Genomic DNA, 25,320 nt, shown 5'->3' on the forward strand with positions numbered 1-25,320 from the left:
GGGGATCATGAGCGACAGCACCCCCAGCACCGTCACCGCCACTTCGACCACCGGGTCCTCACGCGTCAAGCGTGGCCTCGCGGAGATGCTCAAGGGCGGCGTCATCATGGACGTGATCGACGCCGACCAGGCCCGCATCGCCGAGGAAGCCGGCGCCACCGCCGTCATGGCCCTCGAGCGCGTCCCGGCCGACATCCGTGCGCAGGGTGGTGTCGCCCGCATGTCCGACCCGTCGATGATCGAGGAGATCATCGCCGCGGTGTCGATCCCGGTCATGGCGAAGGCCCGCATCGGCCACTTCGTCGAGGCCCAGGTGCTCCAGGAGCTCGGCGTCGACTACATCGACGAGTCCGAGGTGCTCTCGCCCGCCGACTACGTCAACCACATCGACAAGTGGGGCTTCACGACGCCCTTCGTCTGCGGTGCGACGAACCTCGGCGAGGCCCTCCGCCGCATCACCGAGGGCGCGGCCATGATCCGCTCCAAGGGCGAGGCCGGCACCGGCGACGTGTCCGAGGCCACGCGCCACATCCGCACCATCTCGAAGGAGATCGCGGCGCTGCGGAACCTCAAGGAGGACGAGCTCTACGTCGCCGCCAAGGAGCTGCAGGCCCCGTACGACGTCGTGAAGGAGGTCGCGCAGACCGGCTCACTCCCGGTGGTGCTCTTCACCGCCGGTGGTGTCGCCACCCCCGCCGACGCCGCGATGATGATGCAGCTCGGCGCGGACGGCGTGTTCGTCGGCTCCGGCATCTTCAAGTCCGGTGACCCGGCCAAGCGCGCCGCGGCGATCGTCAAGGCCGTGACCTTCCACGACGACCCGAAGGTCATCGCCGAGGTCTCGCGTGGGCTGGGCGAGGCGATGGTCGGCATCAACGTGGCCGACGTCCCCGCGCCGCACCGCCTCGCCGAGCGTGGCTGGTAACGCCGCGCCCCGGATCGGCGTCCTCGCCCTGCAGGGGGACTTCCGCGAGCACATCTCGTCCCTCACGGAGCTCGGCGCCGACGTCGTGCCGCTCCGCCGTCCGGAGGAGTTGGCGGCGCTCGACGGCGTCGTCATCCCCGGCGGTGAGTCGAGCGTGATGGACAAGCTGTCTCGGACGTTCGGCCTTGCGGAACCGCTCGCCGATGCCATCCGCGGTGGCCTACCGGCCTACGGCACCTGCGCGGGCATGATCATGCTGAGCGCGCGGATCACCGACGGCATCGCCGGGCAGCACACGCTCGGGATCCTCGACACGACGGTCCGACGCAACGCCTTCGGCAACCAGAACGACTCGTTCGAGACGGACATCCCGATGCCGGAACTCGGCGCGGACCCCGTGCACGCGGTGTTCATCCGGGCGCCCGTGGTCGAGGAGCACGGCATCGACGTGCGCGTGCTCGGGGCGCTGACCGACGGGCAGGTCGTCGCGGTGCAGCAGGGCAACGTGCTGGCGAGCGCCTTCCACCCGGAGGTCGCGGGGGAGGACCGCTTCCACCGGCGCTTCCTCGACCTGGTCCGTTCCGCCTGAGCCGGGCCGCCGGTCGGCCGCGCCAGCGAGGCGGAGGGCGGCCGAGCCTCCCGGGTCGGTAGACTGGACCGGATTTTCGGCTAGACGCAAGGAGAACCGTGTCCGGGCATTCCAAGTGGGCAACGACCAAGCACAAGAAGGCGGTCATCGACCAGCGCCGTGCGAAGTCGTTCGCCAAGCTCATCAAGAACATCGAGGTCGCCGCGAAGATGGGCGGCGCCGACATGTCGGGCAACCCGACGCTGGTCGACGCGGTCCAGAAGGCCAAGAAGACCTCGGTGCCGAACGACAACATCGACCGTGCCGTCAAGCGCGGTGCCGGCCTGACCGGTGAGTCGATCGAGTACACGACGATCATGTACGAGGGCTACGGCCCGAACGGCGTTGCGCTGCTCATCGAGTGCCTCACCGACAACAAGAACCGCGCTGCGGCCGAGGTCCGGACCGCGATGTCGCGCAACGGCGGCACCATGGCCGACCCGGGCAGCGTCGCCTACAACTTCAACCGCAAGGGTGTCATCTCGGTCACGAAGACCGACGGGCTCTCCGAGGACGACGTCATGACGGCCGTGCTCGACGCGGGTGTCGAGGACGTCATCGACCAGGGCGGCGGCTTCGAGGTCATCACCGAGGCGTCCGACCTCGTCCAGGCACGCACGGCCCTGCAGGACGCGGGGATCGACTACGACTCCGCCGACGCCGAGTTCGTGCCGAACCTCAAGGTCGAGGTCGACGCCGACACCGCCCGCAAGGTGTTCAAGCTCATCGACGCGCTCGAGGACTCGGACGACGTGCAGAACGTGTACGCGAACTTCGACGTGCAGGCCGAGCTCGACGAGGACGAGGAATAAGACCGTGCTCCGCGTGCTCGGGGTGGACCCCGGGCTCACCCGGTGCGGTGTCGGCGTGGTCGAGGTCACGCCGGACCGGCGCGCCCGCCTCGTGCACGTGACGGTCGTCCGCACCCCGGCGGACATGGCCCTGGAACTGCGGTTGCTCGCGATCGCGGAGGGCATCGCGGAGCAGATCGACACGCACCGTCCGGACGCCGTCGCCGTGGAACGCGTCTTCGCCCAGGCGAACGTGCGCACCGTGATGGGGACCGCGCAGGCGTCCGGGCTCGCCCTGCACGCCGCAGCGGCGCGCGGGCTGCCGGTCGGGCTGCACACCCCGTCCGAGGTGAAGGCCGCCATCACCGGGTACGGCAACGCGGACAAGCGGCAGGTGCAGGCGATGGTCGCGCGGGTCCTCGGCCTGGCCGAGGCACCGAGACCGGCGGACGCCGCGGACGCGCTCGCCCTCGCGGTGTGCCATGCCTGGAGGCTCGGCTCGCCGGACGCCGTCAGCACCGGCACGCAGACGCTCACGCCCGCGCAGCGCGCGTGGCGTGACGCGCAGGCCGGTGCAGCCGGGCGGAGCGCGGCGTCCCCGCTCGTGCGGAGCGGCGGTCCGAGGACGTCCGCGGTCCGCCCTAGGCTCGGGGCATGATCGCGAGTCTCCGGGGCACCTGCATCGACGTGGCCGGATCGACCGCCGTGGTCGAGGTCGGGGGAGTCGGGTACGCGGTGACGGTCACGCCGGCGCACGCCCTGACCATGCGTCACGGCGCAGAGGTGTTCGTCCGCACGGCGCTCATCGTCCGCGACGACGCCTTCGAGCTGTTCGGTTTCGACTCGGTCGAGGCGCTCCGTGTGTTCGACCTGCTGCGCAGCGTGTCCGGCGTGGGGCCGAAGTCCGCGCTCGGCGTCCTCGGGCAGATGACCGCGGCACAGGTGGCGAACGCCGTCGCGAACGACGACGACGGCGCGTTCCGGAAGGTCTCCGGGATCGGTCCGAAGACGGCCAAGCTCATCATCGTCGCCCTCGCCGGCAAGCTCGCCGCGTTCGAGGCGCCGACCGCCTCGGCTGCCGCCGGTGCGGTCGCCGCGCACCCCGCCTCCGAGGACGTCGTCATCGCACTGGTCGGGCTCGGCTGGCGCGAGGAGGCCGCCCGATCGGCCGTCGACGACGCCGTCGCGAACGAGCCCGGCGTCGCCCAGATGGGGACGCAGGCGCTCCTCCGCGCCGCGCTCGGCACGCTCCGACCGGCCGGTGCCGGCCGATGAGCGGCGGCATCACCGCGGCCGACGCCCAGTCGCCCGAGGAGCTCGCGTTCGAGGGAGCGCTCCGCCCGAAGTCCCTCGACGAGTTCGTCGGGCAGCGGAAGGTCCGCGGGCAGTTGGACCTGCTCCTCAAGGCCGCTGCCATGCAGGACCGGACGCCGGACCACATCCTGATGGCCGGACCGCCCGGACTCGGCAAGACGACGCTCGCGATGATCGTGGCGCACGAGTCGAACCGCCCCCTGCGGATGTCGAGCGGCCCGGCGATCCAGCACGCGGGTGACCTCGCCGCCGTCCTCTCGTCGCTCATGCCCGGCGAGGTGCTGTTCATCGACGAGATCCACCGGATGGCCCGATCGGCCGAGGAGATGCTCTACCTCGCGATGGAGGACTTCCGCATCGACGTCATGGTCGGCAAGGGCGCCGGTGCGACGAGCATCCCGCTCGACCTCGCCCCGTTCACCCTCGTCGGTGCGACCACCCGGGCCGGACTCCTGCCGAACCCCCTGCGCGACCGCTTCGGCTTCACCGCGCACCTGGAGTTCTACGAGCGTGACGAGCTCGAGCAGGTCCTCATCCGCGCCGCCCACCTGCTCGAACTCGACTTCGACCGGTACGCCCTGCGGGAGATCGCCGGGCGCTCCCGCGGGACCCCGCGCATCGCGAACCGCCTGCTGCGACGGGTCCGCGACTTCGCGCTCGTGCACGGCACCCGGGACGGCATGGCCGCGGTCCAGGGCGCACTCGACCTGTACGACGTCGACGAGTACGGCCTGGACCGGCTCGACCGCGCCGTGCTCGAGACGATGCTCACCCGCTTCGACGGCGGTCCGGTCGGGCTCAACACGCTCGCGGTGTCCGTCGGCGAGGAGTCCGAGACGATCGAGTCGGTCGTCGAGCCGTTCCTCGTCCGCATCGGGCTCGTCACGCGGACCCCGCGCGGCCGCATCGCGACCCCGCAGGCCTGGCGGCACTTCGGGCTCACGCCCGGGCAGGCCGCAGCACAGCCGGGGTTGTTCGACGCCGACGGTGCGTGAAGGACCGGACATCTGCGTGCTCTAGACTGCTCGCGCCCGAAACCGCTCGACCGACCGGAGGGTCCCCATGGACCAGTACTTCCTCATCATCATCATCGTGGCGTTCGCGGCCTTCATGTTCTACAGCAGCCGCAAGCGCAAGAAGCAGCAGTCGGAGACCGCCAGCCAGATGGTCCCCGGTGCCCGTGTCATGCTCTCGTTCGGCCTCTACGGCACGCTCGTGTCCGTCGACGACGAGAAGGTCACCGCAGACGTCGAGATCGCACCGGGCACCGTCGTCACGGTGCACCGCCAGACCCTGTCCCGCGTCGTGCCGGAGGAGACTCCCGAGGCCGTCGAGACGACCACCACGACCGAGCCCGCGGCGGACCACGTCACCGAGCTGAACGGCGAGCCGATCTACGGCGAGCGGGTCGAGGACGTCGACACCACGAAGCGCAAGACCGAAGACTGACCGACGACGCCGTCGGGACCGCCCGACGGTGCGACACCATGGGCCCCGTGCGTTCCGACGTGCGGGGCTCACGACAGAAAGACGAGACGACCGGTGGCACGATCGACACCCGTCAAGAAGGCGCTCCGCTCGCTCACCTGGTTGGTGATCATCCTGGCGATCCTCGCGGGGCTGAACACCGCAGCGTCGATCCTCGCGAGCACGTCGAAGGACGCCTCCGACAAGTGGTACGACGGAGCGAGTTGGGTCCCGGAGCTGGCGCTCGACCTGCAGGGCGGGACCCAGATCACCCTCGCGGCACAGAGCACCGAGGGGTCGGCCGTCACCTCGGAGCAGCTGCAGCAGGCGGTGAACATCATCCGCCAGCGCATCGACGCCACCGGTGTCTCGGAGTCCGAGATCAACACCCAGGGCGCCAACAACATCGTCGTCTCGATCCCCGGCAAGCCCGACCAGGAGACCATCCAGCGCATCGAGGCCGCCGCGAAGCTGACCTTCCGTCCGGTGCTCTACACCGAGGCCGCGTCGGACAGCGCCGTCGGCGACGACGGCTCGCAGTCCGCGTCCCCGACGCCGTACTCGCCGCCCGCATCGCTCCAGGCCACTCCGAGCGCCGAGCCGACCAACGGCAGTGACCTGGCCTGGGTGACGCCCAAGCTGCAGGACCTGTACACGAACTACAAGTGCTCCGCCCCGGACGACGTGACCGCCGCCCCGGACGACGAGCCGCTCGTGACGTGTGACGCCGACGGCACCGCGAAGTACATCCTGGGCCCGGTCGAGGTCTCCGGCGCGGACATCAGCAACGCCACCTCCGGCCTCGCCTCGAACTCGCAGGGCACGACGACGGGCGAGTGGGCCGTCAACCTGACCTTCAACGGCGCCGGCACGAAGGACTTCGCGACGGTCACGAACCGCCTCGTGTCGCTCGCGCAGCCGCAGAACCAGTTCGCCATCGTCCTGGACGGCACGGTCATCACGGCACCGTCGACGAACGCGGCGATCACGAACGGCAAGGCCCAGATCACCGGCGCCTTCACCGCGGACTCGTCGAAGACCCTCGCCGACCAGCTGAAGTACGGCGCACTGCCGATCAACTTCCAGGTGCAGTCGAACGAGGTCATCTCGGCCACGCTCGGCACCGCCCAGCTCGTCGGCGGTCTCGTGGCCGGTCTCATCGGCCTCGTGCTGGTCATCATCTACTCGGTCATCCAGTACCGGGCGCTGGCGTTCGTCACGGTCCTGTCGCTCGGCGTCGCCGCCGCCCTGACCTACCTGGTCATCGCGATCATGTCCTGGCGGGTCGACTACCGGCTGTCGCTCGCGGGTGTCGCCGGCCTGATCGTCGCGATCGGCATCACGGCGGACTCGTTCATCGTCTACTTCGAGCGCATCCGTGACGAACTCCGCGACGGTCGCGCCCTCGAGAGCGCGGTCGAGTCCGGTTGGAAGCGTGCGCTCCGCACGATCCTCGCCTCCGACTCGGTGAACTTCCTCGCCGCCGTGACGCTCTACGTGCTGGCGGTGAGCGACGTGAAGGGGTTCGCGTTCACGCTCCTCCTGACCACCCTCATCGACGTCGTCGTCGTGGCGCTGTTCACGCACCCGATGATGCAGCTCATCGCCCGCAGCCGGTTCTTCGGCGAGGGGCACACGTTCAGCGGTCTCGACCCGGCCGCCCTGGGCGCGGTCTACCGCGGCCGCGCGCAGTTCCGCGCACCCATCGTCGACGGCAAGCGGCAGCGCAGCGCACGCGAGGCCGCGCGCCGCCAGACCATCGCCGAGCGCAAGGCATCCGGCAGCACGGGCAACGACACCGGCAACGGGAAGGACAGCTGATGGCGAGCTTCAGCCAGTTCGGCAGTGACCTCTACACGGGCAAGCGGTCCTACGACTTCGTGGGACGGCGGAAGACGTGGTACCTCATCGCGGTCGCCTGCATCGTGATCTCCCTCGCGGTGCCGTGGCTCCGTGGCGGGTACCAGCTCGGCATCGAGTTCACCGGCGGCTCCGAGTTCACGGTCTCGGACGCCAAGTCCACCGACCAGAGCATCGCCACCGAGACCGTCGAGCGCGTGGTGTCGGACGAGGCACCGCGTGTCTCGCAGCTCGGGACCCACGGCATCCGCGTGCAGACCGGCCAGCTCACGAACGCGCAGACCGACGAGATCGCCTCGGACCTCGCGGCCGCGTACGACGTGCCGGAGTCCCAGGTCGCCGCGACCTTCATCGGAGCGACGTGGGGCGCGGACGTCCTGGCGCAGGCCATCCGCGGTCTCGTGATCTTCCTCGCCCTGGCCGCCGTGTTCATGGCGCTGTACTTCCGCACCTGGAAGATGTCGCTCGCGGCGATGACCGCGCTCGTCCACGACCTGCTCATCACGGCCGGCGTGTACGGCATCGTCGGTCTCGAGGTCACTCCCGCGGCCGTGATCGGCTTCCTGACGATCCTCGGCTACTCGCTCTACGACACGGTCGTGGTCTTCGACAAGGTCCGCGAGAACACCGCGATCGAGTCGCACCGGACGTTCAAGCAGTCCGTCAACCTCGCGATCAACCAGACGCTCGTCCGGTCGATCAACACCTCGGTCGTGGCGCTGCTGCCGGTCGCGGCGATCCTCTTCATCGGGTCGTACGTCCTCGGCGCCGGCACCCTGCGGGACATCTCCCTCGCGCTCTTCATCGGCATCATCGTCGGCACCTACTCGACGATCTTCCTGGCGGCGCCGATGTACGCGCACCTCCGCGAGAACGAGCCCAAGGTCCTCGCGAGCGACGCGAAGAAGGCGCAGGCGGCCGCGAAGCAGCGTCCCGTCCAGGCCGGGGCGGACGTCTGATGGGCGCGCAGGAGGTCGAACTGGCCGACGCGCTCCAGCGGATCGAGGACGGCGCGCCCCTGATCGACGTGCGCGAGCAGTCCGAGTGGGACGAGGTGCACGCACCGCAGGCGACGCTGCTGCCGATGTCGGAGCTGCAGGCGCGGTGGGCCGAGGTGCCCGCCGACGACGAGCACCCCGCGGTCGTCGTGTGCCACAGCGGGTACCGCTCGGCCCAGGTCGTCGCCGCGCTCGAGCGCGCCGGGGTCCCGGCGGTTTCCCTCGCCGGCGGGATGGTGGCGTGGGAGCAGTCCGGAGCCCCGGTCGTGCGCCCCGGCCAGGCCGCCGCTGACGGCGAACGTGGTCACGAGCACTGAACCGACGCGCGTAGTGTTGTCGGATCGAGTCCCGGGAGGCGCAGCATGACCGACACGCGTGAGTCCTCGCAGCCGGATGCCGGTGCTGCTTCCCGGCCGTCCGACGGGTCGCGACCAGGGTCCGCTCCGCGCCCGTCGAGCCCGCCGCTCGGGTCGAACACGACCGGCAACATCGGGTCACTCCGGTCGCTGCTGCCGCGGCTGTTCTCCCGCGCACAGCCGGCCGGTGCCGTCGACACCCTGATCCGCACCGTCCGGTCGCACCACCCGAAGGCCGACACGACGCTGATCGAGCGGGCGTACTCGGTGGCGGAGCGCGCGCACGACGGCCAGAAGCGCAAGTCCGGCGAGCCCTACATCACGCACCCGGTCGCGGTCGCGCAGATCCTCGCCGACCTGGGCATCGGCACGATCACGATCGCGGCCGCGCTCCTGCACGACACCGTCGAGGACACGGACTACCAGCTCGACCAGCTGCGCGAGGACTTCGGTGACGAGATCGCGATGCTCGTCGACGGCGTCACGAAGCTCGACAAGGTCAAGTACGGCGACAGCGCGCAGGCAGAGACCGTCCGCAAGATGGTCATCGCCATGTCGAAGGACATCCGTGTCCTCGTCATCAAGCTCGCCGACCGCCTGCACAACGCCCGCACCTGGGGCTTCGTGGAGTCGGCCTCCGCCACGCGGAAGGCCAAGGAGACCCTCGAGATCTACGCGCCGCTCGCGCACCGCCTCGGCATCCAGATGATCAAGCTGGAGCTCGAGGACCTGTCGTTCGCGGTGCTGCACCCGAAGCTCTACGTCGAGATCGACAGCCTGGTCAAGGAACGACAGCCGAAGCGCGAGCAGTTCGTGCAGAACGTCACGGCGACGCTGAAGAAGGACCTCAAGGCCGCGAAGGTCCGCGGCGACGTGATGGGCCGCCCGAAGCAGTACTACTCGATCTACCAGAAGATGATCGTGCGCGGCCGCGAGTTCGACGAGATCTACGACCTGGTCGGGATCCGCGTGCTCGTCCCGACCGTGCGCGACTGCTACGCCATGCTCGGTGCCGTGCACGCGCGGTGGACGCCGCTGCCCGGCCGCTTCAAGGACTACATCGCGACGCCGAAGTTCAACCTGTACCAGTCGCTGCACACCACGGTGCTCGGGCCGCAGGGACGTGCGGTCGAGATCCAGATCCGCACGCACGAGATGCACCAGCGTGCCGAGTTCGGCGTCGCCGCGCACTGGAAGTACAAGCAGCGCGTCACCGGTCGTGATGCCGAGAGCACGTCACAGTCCGACCAGGACATGGCGTGGCTCGCGCACATCACCGACTGGCAGGCGGAGACGAGCGACCCGGCGGAGTTCCTCGACTCCCTGCGCTACGAGATCGGTGCCAAGGAGACCTACGTCTTCACACCGCAGGGCAAGGTGATCGGCCTGCCGGCCGGCGCGACCCCGGTCGACTTCGCCTACGCCGTCCACACCGAGATCGGGCACCGCACGATGGGTGCCAAGGTCAACGGCCGGCTCGTCCCGCTCGAGAGCCAGCTGTCCAGCGGGGACGTCGTGGAGATCTTCACCTCGAAGAACCCGGACTCCGGCCCCAGCCAGGACTGGCTCACCTTCGTCCGGAGCCCCCGGGCCCGGAACAAGATCAAGCAGTGGTTCACCAAGGAGCGCCGGGAAGAGGCGGTCGAACAGGGCCGTGACGCCATCGCCCGGGCGATGCGCAAGCAGAACCTGCCGCTCCAGCGCATCATGAGCCAGGACACCATCTCCGAGGTGGCATCGGCGATGCGGTACGACGACGTCTCGGCGCTGTACGCGGCCGTCGGCGAGGGGCACGTCTCGAGCCAGTCGGTGATCGAGAAGGCGCTCGGCAGCATCCAGAACGAGACCGAGACGGACGAGCCGGAGCTCGCGTTCCCGCGGCACGTGACGAGCCGCCAGCTGCGGAACAGCGACAGCGGCGTGCTCGTCCGCGGGGCGCCGGACATCCTCGTGAAGCTCGCGAAGTGCTGCACGCCGGTGCCGGGCGACCAGATCGTCGGGTTCATCACCCGCGGTCAGGGCGTCTCGGTGCACCAGGCGTCGTGCACGAACGTGAAGTCCCTCATGAACGAGCCCGACCGGATGATCGAGGTCGAGTGGGCCCCGTCGTCCAAGTCGGTGTTCCTCGTGCAGATCCAGATCGAGGCGCTCGACCGTTCCGGCCTGCTCAGTGACGTGACCCGCGTGCTGACGGACCACCACGTGAACATCCTGTCCGCCACGGTGTCGACGTCGTCCGACCGGCTCGCCCTGTCCCGCTTCGTCTTCGAGATGGGTGACACGACGCACCTGGACCGCGTGCTCAACGCGGTGCGCCGCATCGACGCCGTGTACGACGTCTACCGCGTCAGCGCGGGCTGAGCCGGGTCGGCTCAGCGGAACCCCGGGCCCGGGTCAGCGCAGCAGGCTGATCCCGGCGTCGCGGAAGCGGCGTTGCGCCTGGCGACCCATCGGCAGCCGCTCGGACGCCGTGAGCAGTGCCGTGAGGCGCGGCGGATCGACCAGTGCGGTCAGCACCAGACCGCGCAGCGCCTCGGCCTCCGCCGCCTCGAACCCGCGTCGGTCGCGCAGCAGGTCGAGCGCCGTCGCGTCGGGGCTGAGGACACGCACCCCCGCCCGCAGCACGACGTCCTCCGGGCGGAGTGCGATCTCACGGACACCGGCCCAGGCCCCGCGGCGGCGGGACCGTTCACCGGCCGGCACACAACTGTCGTGGGGGAGCGGCGGACGGGAACACGCGCCCCAGATCCACGCCGCGCTCCGCCCCGCTGCCACGAACTGCGCACCCGCGACGGACCACGCGTAGGACGCCGCCCGGAGCGCCGTGTCCTGCGGTTCGGCGACGGACGCCCAGCACGCGCCCACCGGGACGAGTTCGCCGGCGAGGACCGCGGCACGTGCCTCGGCCGCCGGCCAGTCGTCGGTGGTGACGAGGCGGGAGGAGGGCACACGGAGATGATGCCCGAACACACCACCCCGAGGCCGACGGTGTGGAGAAGGAGGGTCAGCGCAGGACGTCGGCGCGGTGCACGAGGGCGGCCGCTCCGATGAGGGGACCGTCCTGGGACAGGCCGGTGGGGACGATCCGGACCTTCGTCACGAACGGGAACTCGACCCGCTCGGCGACGGCCTGTCGTGCGTACTCGAACAGGTCGGGGGAGACGTGCGAGAACCCGCCGCCGATGGCCACGACCTCGAGGTCGACCAGGCTCGTCGCCGCGGCGATCGCCTGCCCGAGGGCTCGTCCGCTCCGCTGCACCGCGGCCACCGCGACCTCGTCGCCGGCGGCGTAGGCGGCGGAGAGCTCCTCGCCGGTCGTCCCGGTGAAGCCCTGCCGTCGCGCCCACGCGACGGTCTTCGGTCCGCTGGCCACGGCCTCCAGGCAGCCGGTGCCGCCGCACGCGCACGGGTCGTCGTAGCCGCCGCACTCGACGTGGCCGATGTGCCCGGCGTTGCCGGTGGGGCCGCTGACGGTGCGTCCGTGCAGGATGAGGCCGCCGCCGACGCCGGTGGACACGATCATGCCCATCACGTGGTCGGAGCCCTGTGCCGCCCCGACCCAGTGCTCGGCGAGCGTGATCGCCAGCCCGTCCATGCGGAGGGTCACCGGCACGTCGTCCGGCACGTGGACCGCGACGCGGTCGCGGAGCGGGTACCCGCGCCAGACCGGCATGTTGAGCGGTGACACGAGCCCGTTCACCTCGTCGACCGGTCCGGCCGACCCGATGCCGACGCCGACCAGGGTCGCGTCGGTGGGGAGCGCCGCGAGCGCGGCGACCACGACCTCGTCGACCGCGGCCTGCAGCTCGTCCGAGGTCCGTCCGGGCCCGGTCGGGCTGCGGTGTCGCGTGCCCGGCAGGACGACGCCCTGGTCGGTGACGAGCGCGGCTTCGACCTTGGTGCCGCCGAGGTCGACGGCGAGGGCGAGGGACGAGGACGTGGTGCTGGACATGCGCACTCCGGTGTGGCGGTCGGGAGGCCCGGCAGCGGTCCGCGACGCTGACGTCGCGTCCGGCGCAGCCGACCCGGGGAGGGGATCGGATGGGAGGTCAGGGGACGGAGCCCCGGAGCCGCGGCCCCCACGGGGGCCGACGGCCGTCAGTAGGACGACGTGTCGTCGCCGCGGTCGGAGGAGGAGCCGGTCGCGGCGCGGTGTGCGACCTCGTCGAGGATGCGTGCCGAGGCGCTCGTGCCGATCCGGTCCGCGCCGGCGCGGACCATCTCGAGCAGGGTGTCGAGTCCGCGGACGCCGCCCGAGGCCTTGACGCCGGTGTCGGCGCCGACGGTCTCGCGCATGAGGCGGATGTGCTCGGCCGTGGCACCGCCACCGGCGAAGCCCGTCGAGGTCTTCACGAACGACGCTCCGCCGGCGACCGCAGCGCGGCTGGCGGCGACGATCTCGTCCTCGGTGAGGTAGGCCGTCTCGAGGATGACCTTCACCACCGTGTCGCCGGCTGCCTCGACCACGGCGCGGACGTCCCGCTCGACCCGCTCCCAGTCGCCGGACTTCGCGGCGCCGATGTCCTGGACCATGTCGAGTTCGAAGGCGCCGTCGGCCAGGGCCTGCAGCGACTCGGCGACCTTCGTGGCGGTCGTCGTGGTGCCGTGCGGGAAGCCGATCACGGTGCCGACGCCGACCCCGGTGCCCTGGAGGCGCTCGACCGCGTGGCCGACGTCGCTCGGACGGACGCACACGCTGAACACGCGGTACGTGGCGGCCTCGTCGAGCTGTGCGTCGACGGCTGCGCGGTCCAGCTCCGGCTTGAGGATGGCGTGGTCGATGAGCCGACGGACGGCCTCGGCGGTGACGGGGAACGATGCGTTGTCCACCCGGCAAGCCTACTGGCAGGCGCACGGCGTACCGTTCCGGCCATGCGCGTCCTCGTCACCGGGGCCACCGGGTACATCGGTGGCCGACTGGTCCCCAGACTCCTCGACGCCGGACACGACGTCCGGGTCCTCGTCCGCAACCCGCAGAAGCTGCAGGACGTCCCGTGGAACGACCGTGTGGAGGTGTCCGAGGGGGACCTGCAGGACGCCGACGCCGTCCGGTCGGCGGTGGACGGGATCGAGGCCGTGTACTACCTGGCGCACGCGATGGGCGCCGACGGCGACTTCGAGCAGGCCGAGCGCGACGCCGCCCGGACGATGGCGCGCGTGGCCCACGAGTCAGGGGTGCAGCGGTTCGTCTACCTGGGCGGCCTGCACCCGGACGGCGAGCTCAGCAAGCACCTGCGCAGCCGGAAGGAGGTCGGGGACGTCCTCCTCGGCTCCGGCGTGCCGACGGTCGCGCTGCAGGCCGGCGTCGTCATCGGCAGCGGGAGCACCTCGTTCGAGATGATCCGGCACCTCACCGACGTCCTGCCGTGGATGCCGGCGCCGCGGTGGGTCCGGAACCGGATCCAGCCGATCGCCGTCCGCGACGTCCTGTACTACCTGGTCGAGGCCCTGACCATCCCCGCCGACGTCAACCGCACCTTCGACATCGGCGGGCCGGACGTGCTCCGGTACGGCCAGATGCTCAACGGGTACGCGGTCGAGGCGAAGCTGCCGCAGCGTCCGATCTCCGTCCTGCCCGTGCTGACGCCCCGCCTGGCAGCGCACTGGTTCAACGTCGTCACGCCGATCCCGCGCAAGCTCGCGACCCCGATCATCGAGTCGCTGCAGTTCGAGTGCGTGCAACGTGAGCACGACATCGACGACGTCGTCCCGCAGCCCGAGGGCGGCCTCACGTCCTACCGGCGCGCGGTCCGGCTCGCCCTCGCGAAGATGCGGTCCGGCGAGGTCGAGACGAGCTGGCGCAACGCGACCCTGTCCAGCGGCTCTGCCGACCCGCTGCCGAGCGACCCCGACTGGGCCGGCCACACGGTCTACGTCGACGACCGCAAGCGGCACTCGTCCGCACCGCCCGAGGCCGTGTGGAGCGTCGTCGAGTCGATCGGCGGCGAGAACGGCTGGTACTCGTTCCCCCTGGCCTGGGTCGCCCGTGGGTGGCTCGACAAGATCGCCGGTGGCGTCGGGCTGAACCGCGGCCGCCGCGACCCGAAACGCCTGGAGCAGGGCGACGCGCTCGACTGGTGGCGGGTCGAACGGCTCGTCCGCGGCCGGTACCTCCGGCTCCGCGCCGAGTTCAAGTCGCCCGGTCGTGCCTGGCTCGAGATGACCGTCACGCCCGCGGACGACGGCGGCAGCGACTACCACCAGCGCGCGATCTACTTCCCGCAGGGCCTGGCCGGACGGCTGTACTGGTACGGGATCCTGCCCTTCCACGGCGTCATCTTCCCGGGCATGGTCGAGCGGATCACCGCCCGGGCCGAACGGGAGGCGCACCGCACCGATTCGACGCAGCGCAACTCCACGTACCAGGATGACGTCGCGCAGCCCGCGCACGAGGAGACGGCATGACCGACGACGGCACGGTACGAGGACGATGACGGCACGCAGGGGACGACCACCCATCGGTTCGTCGCAGCAGCACGGGTCGTCGCAGCAGCACGGGTCGGCCCGTCCCCAGCCCGTGGCGCGGGCGGCCGGTGCACGCGACGCTCGGGCCTCGTCCGCCTCCGGGCGCGGGGAGGACGGACTGCCGGCGTTCACCCGGCCGGCTCTGGCGCCCTCGTTGCTCGCCGCCGTCGTGCTGCTCGCCTGCGTCGCCTTCATCGACTCGTCCGCGTTCGTGTTCGCCCGCTGGGGCGTCACCGTGCTCGCGCTCATCGTGCTCGTCTTCGCCGTCCGCGGCCGCGTCTGGTGGGCGGCGGTCCTCACCGCCGCCGTGGCGGTCTGCTGGAACCCCGTCGTCACGCTGCCGCTGCCAGGTGAGCTGTGGGCGGGCCTCCAACTCGTGGCCGCTGCGTTCTTCATCGTCGTCGGCATCGCCGTGAAGGTCCCGCGCCCGGCGGAGTGAGCCTCCCGGTCGCCCCTCCGTCGGCGCGACCGGCGCGCGCGGGCCGACCGGCGGCGCGGACGGTAGGATCGGCGGTGCCGTGCACGGAGCACGGCAGTGCGACCTGGAAGGCGTGGATGAGCGACGAGACCGAGCCGGTGACCGAGAGTCCTCTGCTGACCCCTCGACCGTCCTCCGGCGGTCTCGACCGACCCGACGTCGTGCTCCGCAAGGGGCGGCTGACGCTCATCAACGGGCACCTGACACCGCAGCAGTCGATGATCGAGGACCTCCTGTTCCTCGACGACGCACTCACGGCCGGCGACGTCGACCACCTGCTCATCCGCGGGAACGACCAGCGCCCGGTGATCGCCGTCGACGAGCGGGACCGCCAGCGCGCCGAGAGCGCCGTCATGGCCGCCGGCGCGGGGGAGCCCTTCTACGCCAAGCCGCCGGGCAAGCCCGCCGTGCTCGTCCTCGACGACGGCTTCGGGTCTGTGGACGAACCGGTGCTCCGCGTGTTCCGTCCCCGGCTCGAGCCCATGGGCCGGCTCCGCTACGGCGCGGAGACGAGCGTGCAGCTCGAGTTCTGGCGGGTCACCGAGACCGAGGTCCTCGCGCCGGTCGAGAACGCCCTGATGCGCCGCAGCCTGCCGATCGAGGAGTTCGTCCTCGTCGACATCGACCGGTACGGCCGGTCCTGGAGCACGGTCGAGCACATGTTCGACGACCACGTGTCGGACATCCGGTTCCCGATCGACATCGTCTTCTCGTGGGTGGACGGCAACGCCATCGAGTACCAGCGTGCCCGCCAGGCCGCACAGGCGGACGCCGTGCTGGGAGAGGGCGACGACGCCCCGGCCCGGTTCCGACAGATCAACGAGCTGAAGTACGCGCTCCGGTCGGTGCACATCTTCGCGCCGTGGATCCGCACCATCTACATCGCGACGGACTCACCGGCGCCCTCGTGGCTCGCCGACCACCCGAAGGTCCGCATCGTCCGCAGCGAGGAGTTCTTCGCCGACCCGTCCGTCCTGCCGACGCACAACTCGCAGGCCGTCGAGTCGCAGCTGCACCACATCCCGGGGCTCAGCGAGCACTTCATCTACTCGAACGACGACATGTTCTTCGGTCGGCTCATCGACCCGTCGGTGTTCTTCAGCCCGGGCTCGGTCACGAAGTTCATCCTCGCCGACACCCGGATCGGCCTCGGCGTGAACAACGCCGCGCGGAGCGGGTTCGAGAACTCGGCCCGTGTGAACCGGCGGCTCCTGCAGCAGCGCTTCGGCGCCGTGACGACGCGACACCTCGAGCACGCGGCCACCCCGCTGCGGAAGAGCATCATGACCGAGATGGAGCACGAGTTCGCCGACGAGTTCGCCGCGACCGCGGGCTCGCGGTTCCGTGCCGCGGACAACATCTCCGTCACGAACTCGCTGTACCACTACTACGCACTCCTCACCGGGCGCGCGATCATCCAGGAGAACGCCTCCGTCAGCTACATCGACACGACGATGCAGGCCGGGCTCCGGACGCTGGACGAACTGCTCAAGAAGCGCAACGTCGACTTCTTCTGCCTGAACGACGGCAGCTTCCCGGAGGTCAGCGATGAGGAACGCACCACCCGGGTGACCGACTTCCTCGAGCGCTACTTCCCGTTCCCGGCACCCTGGGAGCGTCCCGAGGCGTGACGGCCCGAGGCATGACGACCCGAGGCGTGACGGCCCGAGGCATGACGACCCGAGGCATGACGCCCGAGGCGTGCCGCCCCGAGCTTGATCCCCGCCGAACGGCGGTCGGGAGGCCCGGTGCCGCTCGGCACCGCGCCTCCCGTCCTTCCATGGGTCAGCGCCGGATGGGCGAGACCGGGATCGTGTCGAGGGTGAAGACCGGCATCGACGCGGTGACAGGGGCCGGTTCGACCGCCGGGGGGATCACGACGCCGGCTGCGGCGAGACGCGCTTCCGTCTCGACAGAGGAGACCGGCTCACCGACCGTGGCGTACGTCCCGATGGGGACCACGGAGTGGACGACCTGGTTGCCGTACACGTGCATGAGGTTGAACGACTGCGCGCCGTCACGCCCGCGGGTACCACGCTGGAACTCGTTGAGGTCCTGCGTGTAGCACGTGGCGCTGGCCACCGAGACGGGGATCCCGGCGAACACGGCGCTGGTCGAGTAGTGCAGGTGCCCGGCGATGATCGAGATGACGTCGCTCCCCTCGACCACCTCGGCGAGGGCCGCCTGGTCGCGGAGCTCGACGAGGACGGTCAGGTCCTGCACGCTCGGGACGGGCGGGTGGTGCATCGCGAGGATCGTGCCGTGCGGCGCGGGCTCGGACAGGACCTCGGCCAGCCAGTCCAGCTGCTCGGGGGAGACCTCGCCGTGGTGGTGGCCCGGCACGCTCGTGTCGAGCGTGATGACGCGGAGTCCGTTGACGTCGTAGACGAAGTCGACGGGACGGTCGGTCGGCTGGAGCCCGAAGAGCTCTTGGCGGAACGCACCGCGCTCGTCGTGGTTGCCCATCGCCCAGATCACCTGGGCACCGATGCGTTCTGCAGCGGGCTCGATGATCGCGCGGACACGGGTGTACGCGCCGGGTTCGCCCTTGTCGGCGACGTCGCCGGTGACGACGATCGCTTCGGGTCGGGCACCTGACGCCTCGATCTCGGCGATGATCTGACCGAGACGTTCCGCCGAGTCGACCGCCCCGTACAGGGGACCGTCGCCGGCGAGGAGGTGGGTGTCGCTGAGGTGGAGCAGGAAGTGGTTCGGCCTGGGGTGTTCGGCCGTCCGGGCGTCCATCGGGTCTCTTCTTCCGTTGGCAGCGAGTGCGTGGTGCAACACGATGCCACACCGACTTCGACGATTCCAACACCGCGGTGTGAACGCCCCGTGAACTGGGGCGGCGTGTCCGATGTCCGCGGGATGACGCGATCGCTTGAGGCGAAACGCAACGCCCCCGACCACGGAGTGGACGAGGGCGTTGCGTTTCTTGCCGAGGAATGTCACCTACTTCGTGCCGGCTCCGACCTGCGGGGCCTGGTGGGTCCCTTCGAGGTCAGGACCGTGGTGCGCGGCGTGCGCAGCCTCGAGCTCCGACTTCGACACCGGCTCGATGCGGTCCTCGAAGAAGAAGCGGGACACGCGCGCCCGGGCCTTCTGCATGGAGCTGATGCGACCACGAGCGTCGGGACGGATCATCAGCGGCTTGTAGTCGTTGAACTCCAGCAGGCGCCACCGCTCGTACTCGTCGAGCTGCTCGTGTACCTCGATGAACTCACCGTGCGGCAGGCGCACGATGCGGCCCGACTCGTACCCGTGCAGGACGATCTCGCGGTCCTTCTTCTGCAGGGCGAGGCACACCCGCTTCGTGATCCAGAACGCCACGAACGGACCGAGGACCGTCGCCGCCTGGAGCACGTGGATCACGTGGTTGATCGAGACCATGAAGTGCGTCGCGATGAGGTCGGAGGACGCCGCCGTGAACAGCGCACCGTACAGCGTGATGCCGGCGACACCGAGGGCAGTGCGGGTCGGGGCGTTGCGCGGACGGTCGGCGATGTGGTGCTCGCGCTTGTCGCCGGTGACCCACGCCTCGATGAACGGGTAGACGAAGATCGCGACGACCAGGCCACCCAGGACCGCGATCGGGACGAGGATGTTGAACGACACCGTGTACCCGAACCAGACGACCTCCCAGTGCGGCGGCACCAGACGGAGCGCGCCGTCCGCGAAGCCGATGTACCAGTCGGGCTGGGTTCCGGCGGACACAGGGGAGGGGTCGTACGGGCCGTAGTTCCAGATCGGGTTGATCGTGAACAGCGACGCGATGGCGGCGAGGATGCCGGCGACGATGAAGAAGAACCCGCCACCCTTCGCGGCGAACGCCGGGAGGATCGGAACGCCGACGACGTTCTCGTTCGTCTTGCCCGGACCCGCGTACTGCGTGTGCTTGTTGACGACGACGAGCACGAGGTGCACGCCGAGCACCGCGACCAGGATCGCCGGCAGCAGCAGGATGTGGAGCGTGTACAGGCGGCCGACGATGTCGGTGCCCGGGAACTCGCCACCGAACAACAGGTAGGCGATCCAGACGCCGATCACCGGGATGCCCTCGATCATGCCGACGATGATGCGGAGACCGTTGCCGGAGAGCAGGTCGTCGGGGAGCGAGTAGCCGGTGAAGCCCTCGGCCATGGCGAGGATCCAGAGCACGAAGCCGAAGACCCAGTTGAGCTCACGCGGCTTGCGGAACGCGCCGGTGAAGAAGACGCGCGCCATGTGCAGCATGACCGAGGCCACGAACAGCAGTGCGGCCCAGTGGTGGATCTGTCGGACGAACAGCCCGCCGCGGATCTGGAACGAGATGTCCAGCGTCGACTGCAGGGCAACCGACATCTCGACGCCCTTCATCGGGACGTACGGACCGTTGTAGACGACCTCGGTCATCGACGCCTGGTAGAAGAACGTCAGGAAGGTCCCCGAGAGCAGGACGACGACGAAGCTGTAGAGCGCGACCTCGCCGAGCATGAAGCTCCAGTGGTCGGGGAAGATCTTGCGCCCGACCTCCTTCACCAGTCCGGAGAGGCTCGTGCGCTCGTCGATGTAGTTCGCGGTGTAGTTGATCAGCCGCGACCCACGGTCAGGAGTCGGCTTGTTCGACGACTCGGTGTTGGGGGTGGTTGTCGTTGTGCTGCTCATGAGCGGGCACGCTCCCAGAAGGACGGGCCGACCGGCTCGTGGAAGTCGCTCTGTGCGACCAGGTAGCCGTCGTCATCGACCGAGATCGGAAGTTGGGGGAGGGGGCGGGCCGCCGGTCCGAAGATGACCTCGCAGTTGTTCGAGACATCGAAGGTGGACTGGTGGCACGGGCACAGCAGGTGGTGCGTCTGCTGCTCGTAGAGCGCGACCGGGCAGCCGACGTGGGTGCAGATCTTGGAGTACGCGACGATGCCGTCGTAGCCCCAGTTCTCCTGGCCCTTGCCGGGGTTGAGGTCCTTCGGGTCCAGGCGCATCAGGAGGACGGCGGCCTTCGCCTTCTCCTCGAGCATGTGCTCGGAGTCGAGCATGCCCTCGGGGATGACGTGGAACACCGATCCGATGGTGACGTCGGACGCCTTGATCGGCAGACCCGTCGGGTCCTTGGTCAGGCGCAGGCCCGACTTCCAGAAGGTGTGACGGAGCAGCTCGTTCGGGTCTTCCTTCGGCGCGAGGTCGCGCACCAGGACGATGCCGGGGAGGGGGAACGCGACGAGGGCACCGATGAGGGAGTTGCGGATCAGCTTGCGACGGCTGAAGCCGGATTCCTTGTCGGCGAGCTGGAAGGCCTCGACCGCCTTGGCACGGGTCTCGTCCGAGCCGCGCGTGGTGTGGCGCATCTCGGTGAGCTCGCGGTCGGAGACCAGGGTCTTCGACCAGTACACGGCGCCGATGCCCAGCGCGAGCAGCGCGAGCGTGATCGAGAGCCCGAGGAAGAGGTTCGCCGAGCGGACGGACCCGAAGTCGTCCGCGTCGATCGGGAAGGCGATGTACGCCGCGATCGACAGGACGCTGCCGATGATCGACAGGTAGAAGAACGTGGCGACCTGACGCTCGGCCAGGCGCTGCTTCTTCGGGTCGACGTCGGTGCGCCGAGCGCGGTGCGGCGGCTCACCCGGGTTCTCGAACCGCTCCGCCGGCAGGACAGCGGTCCCGGCCGGCTGCGTCGCGCCGTGCTTCTCGACAGCCGAGGACGAGTTCAGCGCCTCGTCATCGTGCTCTGCCATGGTGTTCCCTTCAGTGTCGTGCGACACGGACGATCAGTTCTGCTTCGCGGTCAGCCAGACGGTCATCGCGACGACCGCGCCGAGCCCGAAGATCCAGATGAACAGACCCTCGGCGACCGGGCCGATGTCACCCAGGCCGAAGCCACCGGGCGACCGGTTGTCCTGCACGTACTTGAGGTACGTGATGATGTCGGCCTTCTGGTCCGGCGTGAGGTTCAGGTCGTTGAAGACCGGCATGTTCTGCGGGCCGGTCAGCATGGCCTCGTAGATGTGCTTGCCCGAGACGTCGCGCAGGTTCGGCGCGTACTTGCCCTCGGTCAGGGCACCACCGGCGCCGGCGACGTTGTGGCACATGGCGCAGTTGATGCGGAACAGCTCCGCGCCTTCTGCGGCGTCGCCCTCGGAGCCGTTCGTCAGCTCCTTGCCCGGAACCGACGGGCCGGGGCCGAGCGAGGCCACGTAGGCGGCCATCGCGTCGACCTGCTGGTCGGTGAACTGCTCCGGCTTCTCTTCACCCTGCGGGCCCTGCGCGGCGAGGGGCATGCGGCCCGTACCGACCTGGAAGTCCACCGACGCGGCGCCGACACCGATGAGGGACGGGCCCTCGCTCGTGCCCTGCGCCGACAACCCGTGGCAGGTGGCGCAGTTCGACGCGAAGAGCTTCTCGCCCTCGTTCACCTGGGACTGGCTCGACTCGGCGACGGTGCTCGACGTGCTGTCCTCGGCGTTGGCCGAGGTGCTGAAGAGCGCGTACGCGCCGCCCGTCGTCATGAGCGCGACGGCGAGGAGGGACACGGTCGCCAGGGGGGAGCGACGGCCCTTCTTGTTCTGCTTCGTTGTGTTGAACATGCTGTGGGGCTGCCTGATTCTCACTTGAGGAGGTAGATGACGGCGAAGAGACCGATCCACACGACGTCGACGAAGTGCCAGTAGTAGGACACGACGATCGCGGTGGTGGCTTCCTTGTGCCCGAAGTTCTTCGCGGCGAACCCACGGCCGAGCGTGAGGAGGAAGGCGATGAGGCCACCGGTCACGTGCAGGCCGTGGAAGCCGGTGGTCATGTAGAACGCGGAGCCGTAGGCGCTCGAGGAGAGCGTCATGCCCTCGTGCCAGAGGTTGGCGTACTCGAAGATCTGCCCACAGACGAAGATCGCGCCCATGCAGTAGGTGACGAAGAACCACTCCGTCATGCCCCAGTCCTTGGGGTTCCAGCTGGTGCGGTGCACCTGGAACCGCTCGGCGGCGAAGACGGCGAACTGGCAGGCGAAGCTCGACAGCACCAGGATGATGGTGTTCACCGACGCGAACGGCACCTCGAGCTTGGCGGTCTCGGTCGCCCAGAGCTCGGGAGAGGTGCTGCGCAGCGTGAAGTAGATCGCGAACAGGCCGGCGAAGAACATGACCTCGCTGCCCAGCCACACGATCGTCCCCACGGCAACGGGGTTCGGCCTGTTCAGGACCGGACCGCTGACGGATCTGGAGAGAGGGGTGCTTGTCACGTCGTCCATTATGGCGGAATCCACCGACAGTGTTTTCGCAGGCAACTGGCGGGTCTTCGAGAATCAGTACGATCGAGCCATGTCTGACGCTCTCTCCTGGCCTGCGGTGATCAGCGCGCTCATGGCGCGCGAGGACCTCTCGATCAGGCAGTCCACATGGGCCATGGAGCAGATCGTCCAGGGTCGGGCCACCGACGCCCAGATCGCCGCGTTCGCCGTGGCGCTCCGCGCGAAGGGCGAGACGGTCGACGAGGTCGTCGGGTTCCGCGACGCGATCCTCGACGCCGCGGTCCCGCTCGACGTCGACCCGATGGCCCTCGACATCGTCGGGACCGGCGGCGACGTCGTCGGCACGGTGAACGTCTCGACCATGGCCGCCGTCGTCATCGCGGCCGCGGGCGTCCCCGTGGTCAAGCACGGGAACCGCGCGAGCTCGTCGAAGTCCGGCTCGAGCGACGTGCTCGCCGCACTGGGCCTCGACCTGACCATGGACGCCGCGCGTGTCGCCGAGACCTTCCAGCGTGTCGGTCTGACCTTCGCCTTCGCGAGCGCGTTCCACCCCGGATTCGCCAACGCAGCCGCGGTCCGGCGGGAGATCGGGGTCCCGACGGTGTTCAACTTCCTCGGGCCCCTGGTCAACCCGGCGCGCTGCGAAGCGAACGCGGTGGGCGTGGCACAACTCGACCTCGTGCCGATCATCACGGGCGTGTTCCAGACGCGTGGGGCGACGGCGCTCGTGTTCCGCGGTGACGACGGGCTCGACGAGCTCACCACGACCGGGCACAGCCACATCTGGCAGGTCTCCGGCGGTCGCGTCACCGAACACGACCTCGACCCGCGCGACCTCGGCATCGCCCGTGCGCGCACCGAGGACCTGCTCGGCGGCGAGCCGGCGGAGAACGCGGCCATCGTCCGCCGGGTGTTCGCGGGGGAGTCCGGGCCCGTCCGGGACATCGTCTTGCTGAACGCGGCGGCGGGTCTCGTCGCCTTCCGGCTGGCGCAGGACCCGGACGAGGTCGACCGTCCGATCCTGCAGCGGTTCCGCGAGCAGCTCGTGGTCGCAGCGGACTCGATCGACTCCGGCGCCGCGACGCGCAAACTGGACGAGTGGGTGGGCGTGGCGCCCGCCGCCGTCTGACCCGAACCGCCCGGGGTCACCCCGGACGGACGCCCGCGCCTGGTCCCGACGCAGCACGGACGCGACGACGGGAGGCCCGCACCGGTCCGTGGAACCGGTACGGGCCTCCCGTCCGTGTCAGGCGATCCGCGTCAGCGGACGTCCTCGTCGACCCAGTCGAAGGTCTTCGTGACGGCCTTCTTCCAGAGGCGGAGGGTGCGCTCGCGCTCGGCGGCGTCGAGCTGCGGCTCCCAGCGCTTGTCCTCCTGCCAGTTGGCACGGAGCTCGTCGAGGTTCGCCCAGAACCCGACCGCGAGACCGGCGGCGTAGGCGGCACCGAGGGCCGTCGTCTCGGCGACCACGGGCCGGACGACCGGCACGTCCAGGATGTCGGCCTGGAACTGCATGAGGGCGTCGTTCGCGGTCATGCCACCGTCGACCTTGAGCTCGGTGAGCTCGACACCCGAGTCGGCGTTGACGGCGTCGAGGACCTCGCGGGTCTGCAGCGCCGTCGCCTCGAGGGCGGCACGCGCGATGTGGCCCTTGTTGACGAAGCGGGTCAGGCCGACGAGGGCGCCGCGGGCGTCCGGGCGCCAGTACGGCGCGAACAGCCCGGAGAAGGCCGGGACGAAGTACACGCCACCGTTGTCCTCGACGGTCGTGGCGAGCGTCTCGACCTCCGGCGCGCTGCCGATGATGCCCAGGTTGTCACGGAGCCACTGGATGAGCGAGCCCGTGACGGCGATCGACCCCTCGAGGGCGTAGTGCGTCTCCTGGTCGCCGAGCTTGTAGCCGACGGTGGTGAGCAGCCCGTTCTCGGAGCGGACGATGTCGGTGCCGGTGTTGAAGATGAGGAAGTTACCGGTGCCGTAGGTGTTCTTCGACTCGCCCTGGTCGAACGCGGCCTGCCCGAAGGTGGCGGCCTGCTGGTCGCCGAGGATGCCGGCGATCGGGACCTCGCGGAGCAGGCTCGAGGACTCGACGTGGCCGTACACCTCGGAGGAGCTGACGATCTCCGGCAGCATCGACTTCGGCACACCGAAGTCGCCGAGGATGTCGTCGCGCCACTGCAGCGTCTCGAGGTCCATGAACAGCGTGCGGGACGCGTTCGTGACGTCGGTCTTGTGGACGCCGCCGTCGGTGCCACCGGTCAGGTTCCAGAGGACCCAGGTGTCGGTCGTGCCGAAGAGCAGGTCGCCGGCCTCGGCCTTCTCGCGTGCACCCTCGACGTTCTCGAGGATCCAGGCGATCTTCGTGCCCGAGAAGTAGGTCGCGAGCGGGAGTCCGACGATCGCCTTGTAGCGGTCGGTGTCGCCGTCGGCGAGCTTGTCGACGATGGCCTGCGTGCGGGTGTCCTGCCAGACGATGGCGTTGTAGACGGCCTTGCCGGTGGTCTTGTCCCAGACGACCGCGGTCTCGCGCTGGTTCGTGATGCCGACCGCCGCGACGTCGTGGCGGGTGATGTCGGCGCGCGACAGGGCCTGACCGATGACCTCACGGGTGTTGTCCCAGATCTCGGCCGGGTCGTGCTCGACCCAGCCCGCACGCGGGAAGATCTGCTCGTGTTCCTTCTGCCCGACGGAGACGATCGAACCGGAGTGGTCGAAGACGATCGCTCGCGTGCTGGTGGTTCCCTGGTCGATGGCGACGATGTAGTCGGCCATTGGTGCTCCTTACGACGGTGTTCGGTGCTGCGGCCGGGCCGGGTCGACCC

The 25,320-nt window shown here is 69.8% G+C and carries 24 protein-coding genes; 15 read left to right on the forward strand and 9 right to left on the reverse strand.

The window, feature by feature from the left end; translation table 11 throughout:
* Positions 1-7: 7 nt before the first annotated feature.
* The 11 genes from pdxS (at position 8) to DEI84_RS04405 (ending at position 10,700) form a co-directional block, all read left to right on the forward strand.
* On the forward strand, positions 8-925 hold the full coding sequence (gene pdxS / locus DEI84_RS04355) for a pyridoxal 5'-phosphate synthase lyase subunit PdxS (RefSeq protein WP_110824933.1): 918 nt from the start codon (positions 8-10) through the stop codon (positions 923-925).
* Positions 915-1,514 carry a pyridoxal 5'-phosphate synthase glutaminase subunit PdxT gene (pdxT, locus tag DEI84_RS04360; RefSeq protein ID WP_110824934.1) on the forward strand — a complete coding sequence of 200 codons (600 nt, stop codon included), beginning with the start codon at positions 915-917 and terminating at the stop codon, positions 1,512-1,514. Before pdxS ends, pdxT begins: the two co-directional genes overlap by 11 nt.
* A 98-nt stretch (positions 1,515-1,612) precedes the next feature.
* Positions 1,613-2,365, forward strand: coding sequence for a YebC/PmpR family DNA-binding transcriptional regulator (locus DEI84_RS04365; RefSeq protein ID WP_110889810.1), 753 nt, complete (start codon positions 1,613-1,615; stop codon positions 2,363-2,365).
* A gap of 4 nt (positions 2,366-2,369) precedes the next feature.
* A complete protein-coding gene (gene ruvC / locus DEI84_RS04370) occupies positions 2,370-3,002 on the forward strand; it encodes a crossover junction endodeoxyribonuclease RuvC (protein WP_110824936.1) in 633 nt (210 codons plus the stop codon).
* On the forward strand, positions 2,999-3,619 hold the full coding sequence (gene ruvA / locus DEI84_RS04375) for a Holliday junction branch migration protein RuvA (protein WP_110889811.1): 621 nt from the start codon (positions 2,999-3,001) through the stop codon (positions 3,617-3,619). The genes ruvC and ruvA overlap by 4 nt, the downstream gene beginning before the upstream one ends.
* Positions 3,616-4,653, forward strand: a complete 1,038-nt coding sequence (gene ruvB, locus DEI84_RS04380; protein ID WP_110824938.1) for a Holliday junction branch migration DNA helicase RuvB — start codon at positions 3,616-3,618, stop codon at positions 4,651-4,653. Before ruvA ends, ruvB begins: the two co-directional genes overlap by 4 nt.
* Before the next feature lie 67 nt (positions 4,654-4,720).
* Complete coding sequence (yajC, locus tag DEI84_RS04385; protein ID WP_110824939.1) at positions 4,721-5,107, forward strand: preprotein translocase subunit YajC; 387 nt, start codon at positions 4,721-4,723, stop codon at positions 5,105-5,107.
* 93 nt (positions 5,108-5,200) lie between these two features.
* Positions 5,201-6,946 (forward strand): protein translocase subunit SecD, encoded by a 1,746-nt coding sequence (gene secD, locus DEI84_RS04390; protein ID WP_110889812.1) that lies wholly within the window; start codon positions 5,201-5,203, stop codon positions 6,944-6,946.
* Positions 6,946-7,944 carry a protein translocase subunit SecF gene (secF, locus tag DEI84_RS04395; protein WP_110889813.1) on the forward strand — a complete coding sequence of 333 codons (999 nt, stop codon included), beginning with the start codon at positions 6,946-6,948 and terminating at the stop codon, positions 7,942-7,944. The genes secD and secF overlap by 1 nt, the downstream gene beginning before the upstream one ends.
* Positions 7,944-8,300, forward strand: coding sequence for a rhodanese-like domain-containing protein (locus DEI84_RS04400; RefSeq protein WP_110889814.1), 357 nt, complete (start codon positions 7,944-7,946; stop codon positions 8,298-8,300). The genes secF and DEI84_RS04400 overlap by 1 nt, the downstream gene beginning before the upstream one ends.
* A 45-nt stretch (positions 8,301-8,345) precedes the next feature.
* A complete protein-coding gene (locus tag DEI84_RS04405; RefSeq protein WP_258365889.1) occupies positions 8,346-10,700 on the forward strand; it encodes a bifunctional (p)ppGpp synthetase/guanosine-3',5'-bis(diphosphate) 3'-pyrophosphohydrolase in 2,355 nt (784 codons plus the stop codon).
* A 33-nt stretch (positions 10,701-10,733) separates the two neighbouring features.
* On the opposite strand, the gene DEI84_RS04410 is transcribed toward DEI84_RS04405, so the two are convergent.
* From DEI84_RS04410 to deoC, 3 genes are all read right to left on the reverse strand, one after another.
* On the reverse strand, positions 10,734-11,288 hold the full coding sequence (locus DEI84_RS04410) for a type IV toxin-antitoxin system AbiEi family antitoxin (RefSeq protein WP_181420345.1): 555 nt from the start codon (positions 11,286-11,288) through the stop codon (positions 10,734-10,736).
* A 55-nt stretch (positions 11,289-11,343) separates the two neighbouring features.
* Positions 11,344-12,291: an ROK family protein gene (locus tag DEI84_RS04415; protein ID WP_110889816.1), complete on the reverse strand. Its 948-nt coding sequence runs from the start codon at positions 12,289-12,291 to the stop codon at positions 11,344-11,346.
* Between the two features lie 146 nt (positions 12,292-12,437).
* A complete protein-coding gene (gene deoC, locus DEI84_RS04420; RefSeq protein ID WP_110889817.1) occupies positions 12,438-13,169 on the reverse strand; it encodes a deoxyribose-phosphate aldolase in 732 nt (243 codons plus the stop codon).
* A 42-nt stretch (positions 13,170-13,211) separates the two neighbouring features.
* On the opposite strand from deoC, the gene DEI84_RS04425 reads away from it, so the two are divergent.
* The 3 genes from DEI84_RS04425 (at position 13,212) to DEI84_RS04435 (ending at position 16,913) form a co-directional block, all read left to right on the forward strand.
* The gene (locus DEI84_RS04425; protein ID WP_110824945.1) at positions 13,212-14,744 is read left to right on the forward strand and encodes an SDR family oxidoreductase; all 1,533 of its coding nucleotides are present in this window, start codon (positions 13,212-13,214) and stop codon (positions 14,742-14,744) included.
* Between the two features lie 25 nt (positions 14,745-14,769).
* The gene (locus DEI84_RS04430; RefSeq protein ID WP_181420346.1) at positions 14,770-15,243 is read left to right on the forward strand and encodes a DUF6804 family protein; all 474 of its coding nucleotides are present in this window, start codon (positions 14,770-14,772) and stop codon (positions 15,241-15,243) included.
* Between the two features lie 116 nt (positions 15,244-15,359).
* Positions 15,360-16,913 carry a stealth conserved region 3 domain-containing protein gene (locus DEI84_RS04435; RefSeq protein WP_110825203.1) on the forward strand — a complete coding sequence of 518 codons (1,554 nt, stop codon included), beginning with the start codon at positions 15,360-15,362 and terminating at the stop codon, positions 16,911-16,913.
* Between the two features lie 154 nt (positions 16,914-17,067).
* Here the strand turns inward: DEI84_RS04435 and DEI84_RS04440 are convergent, their stop codons facing one another.
* From DEI84_RS04440 to DEI84_RS04460, 5 genes are all read right to left on the reverse strand, one after another.
* Positions 17,068-18,027, reverse strand: coding sequence for a phosphodiesterase (locus DEI84_RS04440; RefSeq protein ID WP_110824946.1), 960 nt, complete (start codon positions 18,025-18,027; stop codon positions 17,068-17,070).
* Positions 18,028-18,234: 207 nt separating this feature from the next.
* Positions 18,235-19,926: a cytochrome bc complex cytochrome b subunit gene (locus DEI84_RS04445; RefSeq protein ID WP_110889818.1), complete on the reverse strand. Its 1,692-nt coding sequence runs from the start codon at positions 19,924-19,926 to the stop codon at positions 18,235-18,237.
* Positions 19,923-20,990: a ubiquinol-cytochrome c reductase iron-sulfur subunit gene (locus DEI84_RS04450; protein ID WP_110824948.1), complete on the reverse strand. Its 1,068-nt coding sequence runs from the start codon at positions 20,988-20,990 to the stop codon at positions 19,923-19,925. The genes DEI84_RS04445 and DEI84_RS04450 overlap by 4 nt, the downstream gene beginning before the upstream one ends.
* Positions 20,991-21,023: 33 nt before the next feature.
* A complete protein-coding gene (locus tag DEI84_RS04455) occupies positions 21,024-21,839 on the reverse strand; it encodes a cytochrome c (protein ID WP_110824949.1) in 816 nt (271 codons plus the stop codon).
* A 20-nt stretch (positions 21,840-21,859) separates the two neighbouring features.
* Positions 21,860-22,498: a heme-copper oxidase subunit III gene (locus tag DEI84_RS04460; RefSeq protein WP_110889819.1), complete on the reverse strand. Its 639-nt coding sequence runs from the start codon at positions 22,496-22,498 to the stop codon at positions 21,860-21,862.
* A gap of 70 nt (positions 22,499-22,568) precedes the next feature.
* On the opposite strand from DEI84_RS04460, the gene trpD reads away from it, so the two are divergent.
* Complete coding sequence (trpD, locus tag DEI84_RS04465) at positions 22,569-23,627, forward strand: anthranilate phosphoribosyltransferase (RefSeq protein ID WP_110824951.1); 1,059 nt, start codon at positions 22,569-22,571, stop codon at positions 23,625-23,627.
* Positions 23,628-23,758: 131 nt separating this feature from the next.
* Here trpD and glpK read toward each other — a convergent pair whose 3' ends face one another.
* The gene (glpK, locus tag DEI84_RS04470) at positions 23,759-25,270 is read right to left on the reverse strand and encodes a glycerol kinase GlpK (protein ID WP_110889820.1); all 1,512 of its coding nucleotides are present in this window, start codon (positions 25,268-25,270) and stop codon (positions 23,759-23,761) included.
* Positions 25,271-25,320 lie beyond the last annotated feature (50 nt).

The sequence above is a fragment of the Curtobacterium sp. MCBD17_023 genome (genome assembly GCF_003224415.1).
GTDB lineage: Bacteria > Actinomycetota > Actinomycetes > Actinomycetales > Microbacteriaceae > Curtobacterium.